Source organism: Brasilonema bromeliae SPC951, from assembly GCF_012912135.1.
Taxonomy (GTDB): domain Bacteria; phylum Cyanobacteriota; class Cyanobacteriia; order Cyanobacteriales; family Nostocaceae; genus Brasilonema; species Brasilonema bromeliae.
Genome location: NZ_QMEB01000041.1, coordinates 13,652 through 31,053 on the forward strand (window position 1 = coordinate 13,652; position 17,402 = coordinate 31,053).

Sequence of the window (17,402 nt, forward strand, 5' to 3'; positions counted from 1 at the left end):
AAGAATCAGTCAGTTGTGATTCTTCGCTTTCTAAGCCAATCAAGCGATAAATGAAGCTTAAAACTTTCTTCATGGTCTACACCGGAATTTTTTTTATTGTTTGAAATGGTCAGGTCAGGAAAATCAAGAATTTACAGAATCAACCCTGATACTTGTCTATCCAAGACTATTTATAAGAATCAGTCAGTTGTGATTCTTCGCTTTCTAAGCCAATCAAGCGATAAATGAAACTTAAAACTTTCTTCATGGTCTACTCCTTAATTTTTTTCTTGGTGTCTTGATACATATACATTCAACATGTCTGCTTGCGTTTCCAGAAAAAAACTATCTTTTTATTGGAAGTCCTAAAATATTCCAATCATTAATATCAACAAAATGTTAAAAAGTATTGACAAAACGGACATTGTTTTATTTACCCCTCTAGTAATGCCGCAGTACAGCATATTCGTCTGCACAGAAACTCAGTTAGAGTGAGAGTAAGTACTTTTGTCACTGAAAATAATTTTTAGCAAAAGTCTGGTCAAGCTGGGCGGCGGTAAGAATTGTGGATATTAATCGCTGTATATTAGTTTCTGATACTGCTGTGTTGATTAAGCTGTCGGCTATCAGCCTTCAGCAGTTCTGAGTACAAAGTACCGAGTGCAGCAAACTGCCTGCGGAGTCGTAGAGATAGCTGCCCTGCAAGCGTTTACGGCAAGCCCAACGGGCTTTACGGCAAAATCGCCTTTCGCAGAACACTTGTGTCTACAATTCTTCTCCACCCTTGGAGAGTGTCCGTGGCGTCTACAGCACTTCCTACTCAGAACTTTCTGCACACTGACTGCTTTTAGCTTAAGGGTTTTATTTCATTTTGAGTGGATGAAAAGAGGTAAAAAATCGTGAAAGCATTGGTGCGTTTATTAACAGTCTTTAGTTTGTTGTTGGGATGCTTAGGATGGCTGGGAACAGCTCAAACAGCCCAAGCAGCTGATTTGAGCTTAACTGCTTTTCGTTCAGTTCCAGTTCTGGCAGCTGCAAGCCTCCGCAACCCCGCAGATGAAAACCTAGCAGAGGTTTATGGTAAAAAAATTGATTTGAATAATACCAACGTGCGAGCTTTTCAAAAGTATCCAGGACTGTATCCCACCCTCGCAGGGAAGATCATAACAAATGCTCCTTACCAAAAAGTCGAGGATGTGTTGGATATTGCCGGATTGAGCGAACATCAGAAACAAGTTCTGCAAGCTAACCTAGACCACTTTACCGTGTCAGAAGTTGTACCTGCCTTCACAGAAGGAGACGATCGCTTCAACAACGGTATCTACAGATAATCCCATTTGCAGATCATTAAGCTGCTATGTGATCCACTCCTTTTTGGGAGTGGAAATTAGTTTATTTAGGAAGAGGGACAATGAGGATAAGAGGACAAGGGGAATTCCCCTACTCCACGGTAGTCGCCTGGCTCGGGGGGAACCCCCCTTCGGGAACGCCCGTCACCTACGGCGGGAAACCCTCATTCAGTGCTGGTCTCACCGCACGGCGCTGCTCCCCTACTCCCTCTACTCCCTCTATTTCCCCTACTCCCCACACCCCCTGCTTTGCCTCAAACAGATATTAAAAGCCAATTTGATGTTATTGTTGTCGGTGCTGGTGCTGCTGGACTATACACAGCACTGTGCATGCCTGCCGAGTTGCAAGTCGGCTTGATTACCAAAGAAACAGTTTCTCTCTCAGCTAGTGATTGGGCGCAGGGTGGAATTGCTGCGGCGATCGCCCCAGAAGATTCTCCTTCTCTACACATTGAAGATACAATCCAAGCGGGCGTCGGTTTGTGCGATCGCCCTGCTGTGGAATTTCTCGCCAAACAAGCTCCCAGCTGCATTCAATCCCTTGTCAACTTAGGGGTCGCTTTTGATCGTCATGACAGCCATTTAGCTTTAACCTTAGAAGCGGCTCATTCCCGCAACCGCGTTCTTCACGCTGCAGACACAACAGGTAGAGAAGTCACGACTACTCTCACAGCTCAAGTCCTGCGACGCCAGAACATTCAAGTTATTCAACAAGCCTTGGCTTTGAGTCTATGGCTAGAACCAGAGACACGCAGATGTCAAGGTATTAGCCTGTTTTATCAAGGTCATGTCAGATGGATCAGAGCAAATGCTGTCGTTTTGGCAACAGGTGGAGGGGGTCAGGTGTTTGCCCAAAGCACAAACCCTGCTGTCAGCACAGGTGATGGCGTGGCGATCGCATGGCGTGCTGGCGCAATTCTCAGGGATTTGGAATTTGTCCAGTTCCACCCCACCGCTTTAACAAAACCTGGTCGCTTTCTCATCAGTGAAGCTGTGCGCGGCGAAGGGGCGCACCTTGTTGATAACGACGGACGGCGTTTCGCCTTTGATTATCACCCAGCAGGTGAACTTGCGCCCAGAGATGTGGTCAGTCGTGCAATTTTTAGCCATTTACAACGCACTTCAACTGATCCAGCCACTGCTCATGTGTGGTTAGATATGCGCCCCATCCCAGCTGAAAAAATCCGCCTCCGCTTTCCCAACATCATTAAAGTTTGTCAACATTGGGGTGTGGATGTTTTTTCACAACCTATTCCCGTCGCCCCTGCTGCTCATTACTGGATGGGTGGTATTGTCACCGATTTGATGAACCGGACAAACATTCCTGGTTTATACGCAGTGGGAGAAACTACAAGTACTGGGGTACATGGAGCGAATCGCCTTGCAAGTAATTCCCTACTCGAATGTATCGTATTTGGCGCACAAATGGCAGATCTCCAGATTTTTCCAGATGTGAGTCGTGTGTCAAACCTGTCAGAAACTCTTGCTATACGAGAGTTTCGCGCCGATGTAACCGAATGGAAACCCCAGCAAGAACATTTAGAAGTACTGCGAGATAAAATACCACGTCTTCTTTGGCAAAGCGCTGGTATTTGCCGAGAGCAATCAAGTTTGGAAAGCGCGATCGCAACTCTTGAGTCTTGGCAGCAAAATTATATTTCTTTGCCTGTGAGTCAATTTTTGCTGTCTTTGCGTCCCACAGAGTCAGCTCGTTTAGAGATACCTGACGTTGAACGCCAATTGCGGTTGTGGGCGGAAACTCGCAATTTACTGGATGTCGCTTTTTTAATTCTTAAAAGCGCTGCCTTTAGAACCGAAAGCCGGGGAGGACATTACCGTCTAGATTACCCTCAACTAGACCCTGACTGGCAAGTCCACACGCTTATACAACAAAACAACTGGTGGAAATCTCCAGTTTTTGGGTGATTGATCTGTTATATCGAGTTCGCCTAATTACTTACAATAAAACCACCTTACGTTCCTAACCCCTGCCCCTAATCTGCATTGTGTGAGCACTGACTTCCCCTCTCCTTAATAAGGAGAGGGGTGCCCGATAGCGTAGCGTGCCGTTAGGCATAGGGCGGGGTAAGGTTCTTCGTTTTTTATAAGTCTTCATTAGGACATAACAATACCACATAAAAACCAAAAAGTCAACTAAGTCTACAGTTAACATGCATGACTCCAGTTGACTTTTTTGAAAAAACCCAAATTGAAAAACAAACTTGTATCAACGTCGCAAAGAATACTTAAAATTACGCGGACCTGTATAACCGGAAATTTTCGCCAGTTCTTCTAAGGTTTTTACTCCCGGATAAGTTTGACCGTTGATTATCCAAGTGGGATAGCTTTCAACTTTAGCAGCTTTACACGTATCTGTTTGAGCGTAGGGGTTATCCGCAGTAGCACAATCTACGTGACTGATTTCTGCGTAAGCTTCTTTACCAAAGACTAACTTTTGTTCATGACAGTGAGGACACCACCAAGCAATGTATTCCTTGGCACCTATTTTTGTGAGGTGACGTGCTAGAGCGATTTCCGCATCTGTGGAGGTGGTGGTAATTTCCCAACCAACTCCTGGTTTCGGCTCATTTCCGGGTTTGGGTTGAAAGCTGACTTGTGTCCCTTGACCAGAATTTGAGACTGTTGCTGAACCACCATTGTTATTCACACCAGAATAAACGCCTAAAGTAGCAATCAGCGTCACCATGCCAACAATAATGGCAGTAAAGAAAATTTGCCCAATATCGTCCCATGTGCGACCAATGATAGTCAAGACTAAGAGGCTCAGGGAGAAAAGAGCCGAACCAAGACAGTACAGACAAAGTGCTTTAATTGTGAAAAACAGCAGATACATTAAGTAGCCACTGAAGATAGACATGGCGATCGCACCTGCCAAAAGCAATAACCATGTCCAATTTTCCAGCTTTGTCCGGCTAGCTTTATTTTTCGCTGGGTCAACTGCCAAAGGAGCCAAGGCGAAGGTCGCCATACTAGCGTAAGCGAGAAAGCCAAACAAAGCTAGAGGCAGTCCCAAAACTGTAGCATAGGGGCTAGAAAGTACTACATCACAGCTATTGGTGGGGCAAGCGGCAGATCCTTGTGTCAACTTAACAACGGTCAGATAAGCTGTTGTTAATGCGCCACAAGATGCGATCGCGGCAATTAATATCCGCGACCATTTATGAATCCAAGGAATAGAACGACGGCGACTCATAAACTGCAATAAAAAATTGGGAATGAGATACTAGGAATTGGGAACGAGGAATTGGAAATGATTAGCTGTTAGTTGTTAGTTTTTTTACTCATGACTTTCCACTAACCACTACACTTGTTCCCCATTCCCAACTCCCCATTCCTCAGTTACGAGTATAGCTTTAGCTCGGAAATTGATTTGGTTTCACCTTTTGAGTTCCAACCTTTACGTGCAGCTTCCACAAATTGACTGACTCGATTTGGATCTATCGGTTGCTCACGACGACCGTGGCGTTTCAAAGCACTGGAAACAATGACACCATCTGCCGCCTGTATCAGTGTAGCAATGTTTTCTAAACTTGCTCCACTACCAATAAACACTGGAGTGCCGCTAGCAGCAGAAGATGCCAATTCCAAATCTTCTGGGCTTGTAGGATGACCCGTCGCCCAACCAGATATAATCACCGCATCTGCCAAACCGCGATCAATGGTGTCTTGCACTGCTGTGGTGAGATTCACAGCACTCAAGGGACGAGCATGCTTGACCAACACATCAGCAAAAATTTTGACATCGCAGCCTAACTCCCGCCGATAGCGTAGGAGTTCATAAGCTTCTCCCTCAATAATGCCCTGATCGGTTGCCATAACACCTGTGAGGACATTCACGCGGATGAATTGTGCTCTGACACAACTGGCGATCGCCATTGCACTTCTAGCGTCGTTCCGTAAAACATTTATGCCTACAGGCAGCGTTACCATATTTTGTATCCGCTGTACCAATATAGTCATGGCACTCACAACCGCTGGATCAACCTGGTTTTTGGGAAACGGCGCGTCGAAGAAATTTTCTACAATAATACCGTCAACCCCTCCACTTGCCAGGGCTGTTGCTTCTTGTTCGGCACGGTCAACCACTGCTTTGAGGCTACCTCCCCAACGGGGCGAAGTAGGTAATGGTAGTAGGTGAACTACGCCTATAATTGGTGTTCGGGTTTTAAATAGCTGATATAAGTCCACGTCTTTAACCCGCTTTGCGGAGTCATCAGTCCTGAGTCATTCATCATTTGTTATTATTACTGGTGACTATTGACTATTGACTCATTATTCACTACTAATTAATGAAGTTTGCTTTTTATCACGATTTGTTTCAACTAGCTCTTAAACAATTTTATTTGTGATTTGCACAACTCTGGCATTTTCGACAACTTGCCTGTACTGTTTTCTTTGAGTTTGGATTTTGAATCACCTACCTCCTCCTAGTAGATGGGATTTGGTGCCAAAGTTTCCATAAGATATGTTAAGATAGTATAGATAAATAAGAGGAGCGTGCCACTCACCAGACGCGAGGCAGCTTTTCGTGGATAAGGCATCTCGCCTATCACTTCTTTCAGGCATTGCCTGAGTAGAGGGGTAGCATTACCGTTATGCAGGCGTTATAACGCGCTATTTTCCTTAGGGTAGCGACTTCTCAAAAAGCGCCACACACAGTTGGTTTTGGCGAGATGAATAGTTCAGATCATTAAACCTGACCAATGTCCAAATCGAGAGTGGCTTCCCAATAGGTAAATTAACAACACACACGTTGCGGTAATGTAAAATACCAAAAGGCAGTTTATTAACAAAGATTAACGACTAGTGTCAAAGTTATCAAAACTCTGCTTATTTTCCCTTGACCAACAGATTAATAGAGCTATCATAGCATGAACTCTATCTTAATCATGGTTGTAGCTCCCTGAGGGTGTATATGACTAGAAAGTCATAGCAAAATCAAGAGGTTTCGACCTTCCTTAGGGGGTTTTAAGCAAAAAACTAGCCCAATAACCGTTGAAGTACATGAAAAAACCTAAAGATTTTTGTGAATATGGGTGACAAGGCAACAATTGCAATATCTCACTTAGGCTGTGAGAAAAACAGAGTAGATACAGAACATATGCTCGGACTGCTAGTAGAAGCAGGGTATGGCGTAGATTCTAATGAAGAGTTAGCAGAATACGTTATAGTTAATACATGTAGTTTTATTGAAGCGGCAAGAAAAGAATCTGTTAGAACTCTCGTAGAACTGGCAGAGGCAGATAAAAAAATCGTGATCACAGGCTGTATGGCGCAGCACTTCCAAGAACAGTTGTTGGAAGAGTTGCCTGAGGCAGTAGCAGTGGTGGGAAGCGGGGATTATCACAAAATAGTAGATGTTATTCAGCAAGTAGAACAAGGTAAGCGAGTTAAGCTCGTTAGTTCACAGCCAACCTACATTGCTGATGAGACCACACCCCGTTATCGCACCACAACAGAAGGAGTGGCTTACCTGCGAGTTGCCGAAGGTTGTGATTACCGATGTGCTTTTTGCATTATTCCCCACCTGCGGGGGAACCAGCGATCGCGTACCATAGAGTCAATAGTTACCGAAGCAGAACAGCTAGCAAGTCAAGGTGTACAGGAAATCATTTTGATCTCCCAAATTACCACCAATTACGGTATTGATATTTATGGCAAGCCGAAATTAGCTGAATTACTCCGGGAATTGGGGAAAGTCAAAGTGCCGTGGATTCGTATACACTATGCCTATCCAACGGGACTGACCCCAGATGTGATAGCAGCAATTGGTGAGACATCTAATGTCTTACCTTACCTGGATTTACCCTTGCAGCATTCCCATCCAGACATTCTCCGCGCTATGAATCGTCCCTGGCAAGGACGGGTGAACGATGGGATTATCGAACGCATAAAAGAGACATTACCAGAAGCTGTGCTGCGAACGACGTTGATTGTCGGTTTTCCAGGAGAAACAGAGGAACATTTTGAGCATCTGTCGCAGTTTATCCAGCGTCATGAATTTGACCATGTGGGTGTGTTCACCTTTTCAAAAGAAGAAGGAACACCTGCCTACAACCTACCAAATCAGCTGCCCCAATTCGTTATGGATGAGCGGCGGAACGTAATCATGGAACTGCAACAGCCGATTTCTTTGAAGAAAAATCAACTCGAAATTGGCAAAGTCGTTGATGTTCTGATTGAACAAGAAAATCCTGTCACAGGACAGTTAATTGGTCGTTCTGGCAGGTTTTCCCCAGAAGTAGACGGGCAGGTATTTGTAACGGGAGAAGCACGGTTAGGAACCATCGTACCAGTAGCTATCCAAAAAGCTGATGCTTACGACCTTTATGGTCAAGTTGTCACCAACTAAGTTGTCATTTGTGAGCCAGCCGTTGCCAAGTTGGTTTCCAACAGTGGGGCGAGTGACGTTCGCTCGTAAAACGCACGCGACTTTGAACAAAAGACGTGTCATAGGCATACCGGAAGGGTTCTTTGTCTTTTGACAAATCACAAATGACTTATCGAAAAAGTAAATGAAAATACAGGAGAGTTGATGAATCTTTCGTTTTTAGATTTAGGAATTTCACAAGAGTGTGTTCAGCAGTTAGAAAAACTAGGCTTTAGCGCACCAACAAACATCCAAGCGCAAGCAATACCACATCTGTTATCAGGTCGTGATGTCGTCGGTCAATCCCAAACTGGAACGGGAAAAACGGCAGCATTTTCCTTGCCAATCATAGATCAGGTGGATGTGACTCAAAAAGCTGTCCAAGCTTTGGTTCTAACACCAACTCGTGAATTAGCTATTCAAGTTCACGACGCGATCAATCACTTCATTGGAAACCAAGATTTGCGGGTTTTAGCAATCTACGGTGGTCAATCGATAGATCGTCAAATTTTACAACTCAAACGCGGCGTTCACATGGTCGTAGGTACGCCAGGGCGAGTGATAGACTTGCTGGAGCGAGGCTGTTTGAAGCTGGATCGGGTGAAATGGTTCGTGTTGGATGAAGCCGATGAAATGTTAAGCATGGGCTTTATCGATGACGTAGAGAAAATTCTCTCTCAAGCCCCCAAAGAGCGCCAGACCGCTCTATTCTCGGCAACAATGCCTCCCTCAATTCGTCAGTTGGTCAACAAGTTCTTACATTCGCCAGTCACAGTAACCGTTGAGCAACCAAAAGCCGCTCCTAACAAAATTAATCAGGTGGCTTATCTTGTACCGCGCCACTGGACGAAAGCCAAAGCACTACAGCCCATTCTCGAAATGGAAGACCCAGAAACGGCTTTAATCTTTGTTCGCACCAGACGGACAGCAGCAGAACTCACCAGTCAACTGCAAGCAGCTGGTCACAGTGTCGATGAATACCATGGTGATTTGTCGCAACAAGCGCGGGAACGGTTATTGACACGGTTCCGCAATCGTCAAGTACGCTGGGTAGTCGCAACGGATATTGCAGCACGAGGTTTGGACGTTGATCAGTTGTCTCACGTCATTAACTTTGACTTACCCGATAGTGTAGAAACATACGTTCACCGGATTGGTCGTACTGGTCGAGCTGGTAAAGAAGGCACAGCAATTTCTATCGTGCAGCCCTTTGAGCGACGCAAGCAGCAAGTGTTTGAACGCCATAATCGGCAGACTTGGCAAGTGCTGTCAATTCCTACACGGACACAAATTGAAGCACGACAAATAGAGAAATTGCAAACTCAGGTGCGAGAAGCATTGGCAGGTGAGCGTTTAGCTTCATTTTTACCAATGGTGAGCGAGTTGAGTGAAAAATACGATCCTCAGGCGATCGCCGCAGCAGCATTGCAAATTGCTTACGACCAAACCCGTCCTGCTTGGCTGCAATCAGAACCTGACGTTACAGAAGAAGATCTCGTACCGCCAACTCCCAAACCCAGACTGCGGTCAAACAACCGTCGCGGCGAGTCTTCAGGCGATCGCAATCGCTCCAGTTGGGTTGCATCCGACGCCAGCAATACAGAAGGAGGACGTGGTACTCCCAAGCCTAAATTGCGGACAGGACGTCGCGAGACTTCGGTGTCTCCAAAAAAACTCGGTTCCGGAGCAGCAAGAGAAACAGCTTCCTAGGTTTTAGTTATGAGTCATAAGTCATGAGTTCCTGACTTTTGGCTACCGGCTTTTCGTTCAGCAAAAGGTTGATAAGCTTATCAACCCGGGCAATTTCATCATCAGTCAAAATCAGCCCAATGTGCCAGCATGGTTTGTATTGGTTGGGCTGTTTTTGCATTTGTTACTAATGAGTGATTGTCGTAACTTTGCGCCATTCAAAATAAGTCATAGGTGGCTTCTGCCTTTTTTCAAGCCCTGCACTTTATAAAATGCTATGACTATAACCACAGCAAAACGTTTTACTATTGCCGAATATGAACGTTTAGCAGAACTTGGTTTCTTTCGTGAGGATGAGCGAGTTGAGCTGATCAACGGAGAAATTATCCCAATGGTATCGAAAGGTAGACCACATTCTGTTTGCGAAACCCGTTTATTTCGAGAGTTATTCAAGCTTGTTGGAGAACGGGGGACACTACGAGGACAAGAACCAATTATTATTTTTAACTACAACCAACCTGAACCAGATTTTGTGATTGCACAAAATCGAGATGATGACTATCTCAGCGCTCATCCAAGTCCCGTCGATATATTACTGTTAATTGAAATTGCTGACTCTTCTTTAAAATATGATCAAGAAGTCAAATTACCGATTTATGCTCAAGCAGGTATTTCTAATTATTGGATATTTAATTTAGTAGGTAATAGCTTAGAATGCTACAGCGAATCTTATCAAGATTTACAAGGTAAATTTGGTTATCGTAGGAAGTTAATTGTTCTGCCGAATGAATCCGTTTGTCTACCGTGTTTTCCTGATTTATCCTTAGACTTATCAAAAGTTTTTCCCCAGCAATTTGCCTGAAACCATACTAACTAAAATCCCCAAAATTCTATCTACAGGGGGAACACCATACTCAGTCAAGTCGATAATAACGTTTTGACCTTCTAATTTCAGGAATCTCCAAAGACTGCCAGTTGTGACTGCACCATAAATGTTAAAAATGGGATGGTCTTGTTGTTGATTGAACCGTTGAGCCGCAACCATTTCAGCAATGCATTGTCCAAGTCCAGCATTTAAGTCATCTTTTTTTGCTTCTACAATCACTGCAACAGGTGCCGAAATCAGGATTTGTTCAGGAGAACGACTAATGACAAAATCACAAATTCCATTGAGCCCTAACGATTGATCAACGGTAAAATCAATCCCAGAGAATAAACTAATTTCTCGCTGCAATATTTCTCTTAACTCAATTAAAATAGGACAAATAATCATTTCTGACCTTGCCTTCTCTGTACCAAGAGCAATTGCTAATGGTAAACTTTTGTCTAAATATTGAGCAAGATAAGCGCTGGGAGTAATAGCTTGATATTCAGAAAGAAATGTTCCTTGCGTTAGAGTAAGCTTGAAATCCTGCGATACTCTTCTTAGGCTAAAATCGCTATAAGCCATAAACTGTCACACCTTTCATTTGCATACAGTTAGGGACTAGACAGATTGCTAACACTAGTTTTATTAATTTTGAATTTTGAATTTTGAATTTTGAATTATTTATTACTCCCCCTGCAAAATCAAATCCTCCATCGCCAGTTGTAAGTCCTTTGTCAAATCAGCAACCGCTTGCTTTGCATTTTGACGACTCGCCTTATAAACTGGATAACGTTCAGAAACAGATATTGGCTCACCTATCGTTATTTTTACACTTTGCTTGCCAAGTGTTGGACGCCCCAAGGAATTTTCGCCTCTAATTGTAGTCACCATATTCCATATCAGTAAGGTTGTCTCAGCAAAGCGTTCTGCTGTGGGTTTTTCTCGTATGTATTTACCTGTGACAGCAACGAAACTTTCCACCAGCCTCATATGCCACATTCGTAAATTAGCTTCTTCGGCAATGCGGTTACCCAAAGCACGTTCTAAAGGTGATAGTGCTGTGACATCCTTAAATTCTTCTCGAAAAATATAATTCCAGCCTGCCTGTTCTACGCGCCGACAGCGGTCATTAAAATTCCCTTTGGGTTGTAAGTCAAAATACTGTTCCGCAACACGTAACACGACGTCTAACAAAGCATTGAGACGAAATGCTAAGAGTTCATTGACATCTTTTGCTTCCTCTTGAGTGGGCAGTTTTTGATGATAGAATCGCGTGTAAAACTTTTCCATTAAAGACAATAAATGTTCGCCTAAACGAAACAAGCGTGGATAGAGAGAGTCGAAACTGCTGTTTTCTGAGTGGCTTTCTATGCTTACAGTTAAACCGCTAGTCGCTTCTAATTCACTCAAAAGGTTGGCGATCGCATCCCAAGGAGCCGAGACGTAACTATATTTAATTCCAACTGGTACAATAAAAACCTGCTCATGTCGATTGTCCCCGTGCAAATCTTCAGCACACCAAAACCCGAGTTGAGCAATACCCGGTTCCAATGGGTTGACAATTTCTGAAAGACCATTCGTCGCTCCTTCTGGTGCAGCCGCCATTGGGAACTGACCATTGGCAAACAAATCACGCGCTGAACGTAACCCCGTCCAATCTGCCTTACCTCGCACGATAGGCGTCCCACCCAAGCGTGAAGCCACCCAGCCAATGTAGGAACCAGCCCATAGAGGAATTCCCCGGTCGTAGATAAAATGAGCGTGAATCGGAGGCTGTAGCACTACACCCTTGTGTCGTGCTACCTTTGGCAAAATGTGGGAAAGCAGGTAGACCAAACAAAGTGGGTCTTCTGCTTTGGGATGGCGAAATGCGATTAAAAAACGGATTTTGCGATCCTGAAACTGGCGATAAAGATCCAGCAAAACTTCTGGGTTGTCTGCTTCAATATGACTAATTGCTGTTCTCCAGTGTATTAAGCTGGGTAGGAACAACTGGCAGACTCTTAAAAACCAAGGGTCTAGCGCTGGAGGAATAAATTCTAGGGGTGGCTGTGCTTCTTGAAACGACATCAGGTAAATTTGTTTTCTCCTGAAGCTGCAAGCCTTCATTTTAAACTGTAACTGAAATAGAGATTATCGAATTTGGAAAGGGGACAAACGATGCGACTGTCACAAATGTTATTTCTCACACTCAGGGATGATCCAGCAGATGCTGAAATTCCCAGTCATAAACTTTTACTTCGTGCAGGATACATTCGTCGCATCGGTAGCGGTGTCTATGCTTATCTTCCGTTGATGTGGCGAGTACTGCAAAAAGTCTCCCAAATTGTCCGGGAAGAAATGAACGCTGCTGGTGGACAAGAATGTCTCTTACCCCAACTTCAACCCGCTGACTTATGGAAGGAGTCTGGACGCTGGGACACCTACACTAAAGCTGAGGGGATCATGTTCGCCCTCAAAGACCGCCGCGACCAAGAACAGGCGCTAGGACCGACTCACGAGGAAGTCATTACAGCAATTGCTCGTGATATGATTCGTTCTTACCGTCAGCTGCCACAGCTGCTCTACCAAATTCAAACAAAGTTCCGCGATGAAATTCGTCCCCGTTTTGGTTTGATGCGCGGACGAGAATTCATCATGAAGGATGCCTACTCCTTCAATGTAGATGAAGAAAGTCTAGAAAAAACTTATCAGGATATGCACATCGCCTACAGTAATATACTGCGGCGGTCTGGCTTAGCTTTTCGTGCTGTGCAAGCTGATTCTGGTGCAATCGGTGGTTCTGCTTCTCAAGAATTTATGGTCTTAGCGGAAGCAGGCGAAGATGAAGTCCTCTACACTAAAGATGGGCAATACGCGGCTAACGTGGAAAAGGCGGTTTCTTTACCACCGGACGCCCAACCCTCTGCATTTACCAATTACGAAAAACGAGAAACACCAGGGACGGAAACAATTGAGAAAGTCTGTGAATTTTTGAAATGTTCCTCCACCCAACTTGTGAAAAACGTTCTTTACGAAACAATTTTTGATAATGGAACATCAGTATTAGTGCTGGTGAGTATCCGAGGGGACCAAGAAGTTAATGATGTCAAATTACAAAATGAATTGACAAAGTTAGCTCCCAAGTATGATGCGAAAACGGTGATTAAACTTGCAGTACCAGATACAGAAGCTCAAAGGAAATGGGCTAGTAAGCCTTTGCCCCTAGGCTATATTGCTCCTGATGTTGCAGATGATTACATTAAGTCTGTCAAGGATATCGCACCTGGCTTTTTACGTTTGGTCGATAAAACAGCAGCTGATTTAAAAAACTTTGTCACGGGTGCAAATGAATCTGGTTCCCACGTCGTCGGGGCAAATTGGGGTGAGCAATTTAAGTTACCAGAGTTAACCGTGGATGTGCGGAAAGCAAGACCAGGCGATCGCGCAAAGCACAACCCAGAGGAAACTCTAGAAAGTGCTCGTGGGATCGAGGTAGGTCACATATTTCAACTGGGCACTAAGTATTCCATAGCAATGGGTGCAACTTTTACCAACGAACAGGGTGAAGAAAAACCTCTACTGATGGGTTGTTTTGGTGTAGGTGTGTCACGCTTGGCTCAAGCTGCTGTAGAGCAATCTTACGACAAAGATGGAATTATTTGGCCAGTGGCGATCGCACCTTATCACGCGATTGTTACAATTCCTAACATCAACGACACCCAACAAGTGGAAATCGCTGAAAAACTCTACGCCCAACTCAATCAAGCCGGAGTTGAAACCTTGCTTGATGACCGAAATGAACGGGCAGGAGTAAAATTCAAAGATGCTGATTTGATTGGGATTCCTTACAGAATTGTCACTGGACGAGCGATCGCCAATGGCAAAGTCGAAGTTGTTGAACGAAAAAGTCGCAAATCACACGAAATTGCCATCGCTGACGTTGTATCTACACTAAAGCAGTGGATGAAATCAGGGAACAGTGAACAGTGAACAGTTATCAAGCAACTGATAACTGACAACTGACAAAACGAAAACATGGAATTCTTCGCACTCCTTGTATCTGGCTTGTTAGGGTTAGTGACTCCGGTAGGACTGGTGGTCGATCAGACTGCTGAAAATGCTATTCGTTCTCAGTTGGCTCAAGTTGAACAATTGCAAGTGCGAGTTGACAACGCCCCTACTCATCAATTGCTGCAAGGTAAAGTGGCAAAGGTACGTGTTGCTGGGCGTTCTTTGCAACTCAAGAAGTGGCAAGACATTCGCATTGCAGCTTTAGAATTGGAAACTGATGCAATTGAATTAGAACCGCGCAGTCTGGGAAAAAAACGACCATTATTCAAACGACCTTTACAAGCTGGTGTCCGTTTGGTGTTAACTCAACAGGATATCAATAAACTCATACAATCACCTCAATTTCTGGTGATGTTACAAAAGCTAAAAATTAATACAGGCGGTTATTCAAACACAGCGCCGAATTCTGTCTATCATTTTACCAAGCCAAATGTAAAATTTTTAGCCGACAACCGGTTGAGTGCTCAAGTAGAATTACAGGATAGAAGTCTGGATAAGCCCTTGTTAATTAGGGTGGAATCAGGATTTCGTATCGTTGGTGGCAGGAATATCCAGTTAGTTAACCCAATTGTGGCAGCCAATGGAGAACAGGTTCCACCTCAATTTGTCAACACAGTTGTGAACAATCTCAACAAACGATTGGATTTAAGCAATCTGGAAGGTGACGGTCTACAAGTGCGAATCCTAAAATTGAATATGAAACCAGAAGAGTTAGAGATTGCCGCATTTTTGCGAGTAGAGCCATCTTCTAGGTTTTTGGAAACCCCTAGTTTATGAGTATCGTCGTTAACCAGGCTTCTCCTCATACAAATACTATTTCAGCCTAAAGGTAGGTTTTCAATATGAAAGAACAGCAAGGATCTAACCGTTTCTCTCCAGGTATTATTGCAGCTATAACAGCAGCGGTTATTGCAGTGGGTGGTGGTATAGCTTTTTTTGCCAGCAAACCCGCAGATAATAATAATAATAGTGCTCGTATTGCTCCTCCTAATAATCCCCCTGTACAAATCCCTGTTCCAGCAGTAAGTCAACCTCCAGTATCAACAAACCAGGTGGGTACTGAGCAAAAGGCTGAAGTTTTTTGGCTGCAAAATACAGGTAGTGGGTTTAAGTTGGTTCCCCAAACAGTTCAAGTCAAAGCTCTCGGGAAGTCGCCTAACGAAGTTTTAGAAGGAGCTTTCCAACAGTTATTAGCTGGACCAACAGAAAGCAGCGAAACTACCACAATTCCACAAGGAACAAAGCTACTGGGTGTTAAGGCAGCAAGTGATGGTGTCCATGTCAATTTATCAGAAGAATTTGAAAGTGGAGGTGGTAGTTCTTCTATGATGGGTCGCGTGGGGCAAGTTGTCTACACCGCTACGGCTGTAGATAAGAATGCCAAAGTCTACATTGAAGTAAACGGCAAACCTTTAGAAACTTTAGGCGGCGAAGGTCTGGAGTTAGAACAGCCATTGACACGTGAAAGCTTTGATAAAAATTATTCACTGTAAGTTAGGTAAACAGTTTCATCCCCCGGTTTCAACCGAGGGATGAATTTTTTTAGAATTCCTCAACAGATGACTATAAGTTATAACGGGTGAGCAGTTCCTATCCGGAGCATAAGGGGTAAAGCGAAAGGGGGAAAGAATTATGAAAAAAGCTTTCCCTTTTAACCTTTCCCCTTTCCCATAAGAGTGGCAATTGTTACTTTTGCAATCTTGTTTATAGTTTTTTCTGTTCAACCAGTATATAAACGGACTTTTGGGGTAATAAATACCATCTTACTGGAGTTTAGACTAAATTCTATTTTTAAGGCTACAGCCCTTGTATAGCATGCATTTTAGACTTCAGAATCAGAACCCGCATATAAATTAGAAAAGCTTGTCTGGATAGGGGTTTGGCGGTTTGATAAGCAAAATTAGTCTAAACTCCAAATCTTAGTCACCTGAAATGTTTACTGCTTAGGGCTTGTTGTCAAAATTATTATATCCTGTATAACAGTACCTAAGAAGATGAATCATGTCAGTACTTCGTATCCTTCATGTAGCAGGGTCTCCATCCAGTGATTTTTACCGTGAATTATCACGCAATTACGCCCATAGCTGTCTGGTAGCTACGGCAAATCCATCGCGCTACGAATTTTTAATTGCATACATCACACCTGATGGCCTGTGGCGATTTCCTTCCTCTCTGAGTCTTGAAGATATTGCTGTCGCCAAACCGCTTTCTCTGTTAGAAGCTATACAGTTTATAACGGCGCAAAACATTGACGTTATGTTGCCACAAATGTTTTGTCTGCCTGGAATGATTGAGTACCGCGCACTATTTGACTTGCTTAAGATCCCTTACATAGGGAATACTCCGGATATCATGGCATTAACAGCTCACAAAGCCAAAACCAAAGCAATTGTCGCAGCAGCTGGGGTCAAAGTTCCTTCTGGAGAAGTGCTCCGCAAAGGAGACGTTCCCACAATTACACCTCCAGCAGTCATCAAACCCGCAAATGCCGACAACTCTTTAGGGGTGTCCTTAGTCAAAGAAGCTAGTGAGTATGACGCTGCCCTCAAGAAAGCATTTGAATTTGCTTCGGAGGTGATCGTAGAGACATTCATTGAAGCCGGTCGAGAAGTCAGATGCGGTGCCATTGTCAAAGATGGGGAACTCATCGGTTTACCCATGGAAGAGTATATGATAGACCCCGAAGTCAGACCCATCCGCAGCTATACTGATAAATTCAAGATACCCATCGAGGGCGACTTGGCTTCAACTGCTAAGAATTATGTCCCTGGTTGGATTGTAGATATTAATGACCCGATCACCCAAAAGGTTCAGCAAGAAGTTAAGAAGTGTCATTTGGCTTTGGGCTGTCGCCATTATAGTTTATTTGACTTCCGAATCGACCCACAGGGACAACCTTGGTTCTTAGAAGCCGGGTTGTTTTGTATTTTTGACCACAACGCGGTGGTTGCCTGTACGGCGAACAAAGTAGGAATTCCTTTAGATGAGTTATTTCAGACGATGATCAATGAAGCGTTGGGCAAGATTATGATACTCGACAAATTACCCCTTTGAAGAAACACAGGGGCAAAAC

Annotated in this window: 14 protein-coding genes; 9 read left to right on the top strand and 5 right to left on the bottom strand. The window is 44.0% G+C overall.

Annotation, left to right across the window (positions count from 1 at the left end; all coding sequences use genetic code 11):
* The first annotated feature begins 878 nt into the window (after positions 1–878).
* Positions 879–1,310, top strand: coding sequence for a photosystem II complex extrinsic protein PsbU (gene psbU / locus DP116_RS07715; RefSeq protein WP_169154627.1), 432 nt, complete (start codon positions 879–881; stop codon positions 1,308–1,310).
* A gap of 267 nt (positions 1,311–1,577) precedes the next feature.
* Positions 1,578–3,254: an L-aspartate oxidase gene (gene nadB / locus DP116_RS07720; RefSeq protein ID WP_169154640.1), complete on the top strand. Its 1,677-nt coding sequence runs from the start codon at positions 1,578–1,580 to the stop codon at positions 3,252–3,254.
* A 301-nt stretch (positions 3,255–3,555) separates the two neighbouring features.
* Here nadB and DP116_RS07725 read toward each other — a convergent pair whose 3' ends face one another.
* Positions 3,556–4,542 carry a vitamin K epoxide reductase family protein gene (locus DP116_RS07725; RefSeq protein WP_169154628.1) on the bottom strand — a complete coding sequence of 329 codons (987 nt, stop codon included), beginning with the start codon at positions 4,540–4,542 and terminating at the stop codon, positions 3,556–3,558.
* 146 nt (positions 4,543–4,688) lie between these two features.
* The gene (btpA, locus tag DP116_RS07730) at positions 4,689–5,537 is read right to left on the bottom strand and encodes a photosystem I biogenesis protein BtpA (RefSeq protein WP_169154629.1); all 849 of its coding nucleotides are present in this window, start codon (positions 5,535–5,537) and stop codon (positions 4,689–4,691) included.
* Between the two features lie 844 nt (positions 5,538–6,381).
* Between btpA and rimO the strand changes: the two genes are divergently transcribed.
* Complete coding sequence (rimO, locus tag DP116_RS07735) at positions 6,382–7,701, top strand: 30S ribosomal protein S12 methylthiotransferase RimO (protein WP_169154630.1); 1,320 nt, start codon at positions 6,382–6,384, stop codon at positions 7,699–7,701.
* Between the two features lie 183 nt (positions 7,702–7,884).
* Positions 7,885–9,429 carry a DEAD/DEAH box helicase gene (locus DP116_RS07740; RefSeq protein ID WP_169154631.1) on the top strand — a complete coding sequence of 515 codons (1,545 nt, stop codon included), beginning with the start codon at positions 7,885–7,887 and terminating at the stop codon, positions 9,427–9,429.
* 7 nt (positions 9,430–9,436) lie between these two features.
* On the opposite strand, the gene DP116_RS07745 is transcribed toward DP116_RS07740, so the two are convergent.
* Positions 9,437–9,589, bottom strand: a complete 153-nt coding sequence (locus DP116_RS07745; protein ID WP_169154632.1) for a hypothetical protein — start codon at positions 9,587–9,589, stop codon at positions 9,437–9,439.
* A gap of 96 nt (positions 9,590–9,685) precedes the next feature.
* Between DP116_RS07745 and DP116_RS07750 the strand changes: the two genes are divergently transcribed.
* Entirely contained in the window at positions 9,686–10,270 is a 585-nt protein-coding gene (locus DP116_RS07750; RefSeq protein WP_169154633.1) for a Uma2 family endonuclease, read from the top strand.
* On the opposite strand, the gene DP116_RS07755 is transcribed toward DP116_RS07750, so the two are convergent.
* Both DP116_RS07755 and DP116_RS07760 read right to left on the bottom strand, forming a co-directional pair.
* On the bottom strand, positions 10,241–10,858 hold the full coding sequence (locus tag DP116_RS07755; protein WP_169154634.1) for a hypothetical protein: 618 nt from the start codon (positions 10,856–10,858) through the stop codon (positions 10,241–10,243). The genes DP116_RS07750 and DP116_RS07755 overlap by 30 nt on opposite strands.
* A gap of 102 nt (positions 10,859–10,960) precedes the next feature.
* Complete coding sequence (locus DP116_RS07760) at positions 10,961–12,346, bottom strand: 1-acyl-sn-glycerol-3-phosphate acyltransferase (protein ID WP_169154635.1); 1,386 nt, start codon at positions 12,344–12,346, stop codon at positions 10,961–10,963.
* A 90-nt stretch (positions 12,347–12,436) separates the two neighbouring features.
* Between DP116_RS07760 and DP116_RS07765 the strand changes: the two genes are divergently transcribed.
* From DP116_RS07765 to DP116_RS07780, 4 genes are all read left to right on the top strand, one after another.
* The gene (locus tag DP116_RS07765) at positions 12,437–14,248 is read left to right on the top strand and encodes a proline--tRNA ligase (protein ID WP_281357370.1); all 1,812 of its coding nucleotides are present in this window, start codon (positions 12,437–12,439) and stop codon (positions 14,246–14,248) included.
* Between the two features lie 45 nt (positions 14,249–14,293).
* Entirely contained in the window at positions 14,294–15,106 is an 813-nt protein-coding gene (locus DP116_RS07770; protein WP_169154636.1) for an LmeA family phospholipid-binding protein, read from the top strand.
* Positions 15,107–15,171: 65 nt separating this feature from the next.
* Positions 15,172–15,822, top strand: coding sequence for a GerMN domain-containing protein (locus DP116_RS07775; protein WP_169154637.1), 651 nt, complete (start codon positions 15,172–15,174; stop codon positions 15,820–15,822).
* Positions 15,823–16,330: 508 nt separating this feature from the next.
* Complete coding sequence (locus DP116_RS07780) at positions 16,331–17,383, top strand: D-alanine--D-alanine ligase family protein (protein WP_169154638.1); 1,053 nt, start codon at positions 16,331–16,333, stop codon at positions 17,381–17,383.
* Positions 17,384–17,402 lie beyond the last annotated feature (19 nt).